Below are 2,109 nucleotides of genomic sequence, written 5' to 3'. Positions count from 1 at the left end.
CGTCATCGAACTGAACACTGCCACGCAACATGCAGGTAGCTGCGTGGAAGCGCTGGCTGCCGCGAAGACCGCGATACCTGCCGCTGCTCAGCTGTCAGCCGAATTTCAAGCGCAGTTTAAAGCTGCCGTCCTAACGTTCACCGCAGCATTGGATGATGTCAGACCCCTGATGCTGACGGTATTAAGTGCGTTGCGGGAGCGAAAGGACGCGCCGACCCGTCCAGCATCAGAAAAAGGGCTCGAGAAGCAATTCGTCGCCATTTCGTAGCTACCAGCGCCGACGAATATGCGAAACACGTCAGCGGGATTTCCAATGCTACAGCGAAGGAAGCTGCGGCTAAGGAGAAAGTCGAAAAGCTGGAAGGGGACGTAACCGCGTCACAGTATCCGCCGCTTCGAACGACAACGGGTCGCCCTATACATACACGAGCGCGACAGTTCGGCAGGCCAGGGCGTCCGCAGGCACCCAGATATCGGTTGTGTTCGGCTTGGCTGAAGATGGAAACGCAGATTTCATATGCTTCCCGCATTGGTCTCGTTGCCAATAGCGCAGCGGCGGTTTCCGGCATCGGGATGGATGCGACGAACGCATTCATCGGCCAAGGAGTTCTTGCGGGTGGGCCGAACACAACGCAGGTTGGTGGAACGGCCGCCTATTCCGCTTCGCCTTTGCTTGGCTTCCACGTGTTCTCGGCCAACGAGCAGGGAGACAGTACCAACGCAAACAACATCAATGTGGCCAGGCAGAATGCATTCAGCGTTCTAGCGACGATGTAGCGTTGGTGCGAGCGCGACGCGACAAGCCATTCTTTTGTCGGAGTCGCGCACTACTTTTCATTTTTAAAACATGGAGAAGTTAGGTGGCAATTGGGACAGTGAAGTGGTTCAACCCGACAAAGGGGTATGGGTTCATTCAACCGGATTCGGGCGGCAATGACGTCTTTGTCCACATCTCCGCGGTTGAAAAGGCTGGTTTTACTTCGCTCGCAGAGGGCGCAAAAGTCAGCTTCGACATCGTGAAAAATCGCGGAAAAGACTCGGCGGAAAATCTACGAATCGAGTGATGCACCACCCATTGTGTTGCTCAACAGAAAGGCCGCAGTGGTACGCCGCTGCGGGCGGCCGAGGAGATCGATCGGAATTGGCCGATGGATAAGGCGCTATTGTTCGCGTGGGCGTTCGGGCTTGCAGCCTTGGTACTGTTCGTGGTGCTATACCTGCCCTGGCAGTGAGTTGGCGACTCGCGACGGCGCTGCCTGCGATCCGAGACTGATTGCCAAGCCACGTGAGGCTACGACCAGTCCTGGTAGTTGTGCCACGCCCATTTCCGATAGATGTATCCCATCGTCAGATTCTTTCGCCGCTGAGGCTGGCTGCGTAGAGGTTAGCGGTGCGTGGTAGGGACAGCGCTCTACCTCCAACGCTTCGGGCGCCGAGTCACGTTGCCGCTAACGTTCCCGCTGTTTAGGTCGCGCGGCTGCCACCGTGAACCCGGTGTGATCCTTGAGGCTATCGATTACCTTGAGCGCGGCTTCGAGTTCATCTCGAAGACGCTTCGTAATCCGCAGAATGCCGCTCGCGAGCTCCTCGCGGCTGATTTCTGCACCGTGAGCAACTTTTTCTTCGAGGTCGCGTATAGCTTCGTCGATCTTGTGCAGCGAGAATGTGCCAGGCATCATCCGGCTCCGTCCTGATTGAGGGTCCGGCATCCGCCGAACCACGGCGTAAAAATGCGTCCGCTACACGGTTAAGTAAAGCGGGTGGCGTTGCGGGAAAATCTGTCCCCATCTCGCGTCTGAGCGCCTCGAATTCGGATAAGGTCGAAAGCGGGCAATCCGCCACCGCGTCCATTTTTGAGCAGATAACTTCAACCCGGGATCGCCAATCGGCCAGCTGTTCTTCAGTTCGCTGTGGCCCGTACGTGTCTTCTGCCGGTGTATGGCTTGGCCTACGGACGTAGTCCGTGAATGCTTGGATTGCCGCTGCCACTTCGGTCCTAGGCACGGCGGTTACTCCTATGAGCGGAGCCGGCTCGAACATTTGCAGGCCGAGCACTTTGATATGGCATGCACGCGGGGGGCGCGGCAACCCACTGGTGCTGGTAGGTGC

Annotated in this window: 4 protein-coding genes; 3 read left to right on the top strand and 1 reads right to left on the bottom strand. The window is 57.4% G+C overall.

The features are described 5' to 3' along the window. The 3 genes from AC5ZFO_RS47755 to AC5ZFO_RS47745 form a co-directional block, all read left to right on the top strand. On the top strand, positions 1–268 hold a 268-nt coding region (locus AC5ZFO_RS47755), incomplete at its 5' end, for a hypothetical protein (protein ID WP_496124235.1). Positions 269–498: 230 nt separating this feature from the next. Next, the gene (locus AC5ZFO_RS47750; protein ID WP_496124234.1) at positions 499–777 is read left to right on the top strand and encodes a hypothetical protein; all 279 of its coding nucleotides are present in this window, start codon (positions 499–501) and stop codon (positions 775–777) included. Positions 778–860: 83 nt separating this feature from the next. Beyond that, positions 861–1,064: a cold-shock protein gene (locus AC5ZFO_RS47745; protein WP_104466254.1), complete on the top strand. Its 204-nt coding sequence runs from the start codon at positions 861–863 to the stop codon at positions 1,062–1,064. A gap of 384 nt (positions 1,065–1,448) precedes the next feature. On the opposite strand, the gene AC5ZFO_RS47740 is transcribed toward AC5ZFO_RS47745, so the two are convergent. Next, positions 1,449–1,676, bottom strand: a complete 228-nt coding sequence (locus AC5ZFO_RS47740) for a hypothetical protein (RefSeq protein WP_496124233.1) — start codon at positions 1,674–1,676, stop codon at positions 1,449–1,451. Between the last annotated feature and the right edge of the window lie 433 nt (positions 1,677–2,109).

It is taken from the genome of Bradyrhizobium sp. Unk1 (assembly GCF_059512345.1).
Note: the sequence above shows the minus strand (reverse complement) of the source record. Positions and strands in the feature narration are given on the sequence as shown.

Coding starts and splice junctions, on each gene's coding strand:
- AC5ZFO_RS47750 (WP_496124234.1), top strand. CDS start 499: ATGGAAACGCAGATTTCATATGCTTCCCGCATTGGTCTCGTTGCCAAT.
- AC5ZFO_RS47740 (WP_496124233.1), bottom strand. CDS start 1,676: ATGCCTGGCACATTCTCGCTGCACAAGATCGACGAAGCTATACGCGAC.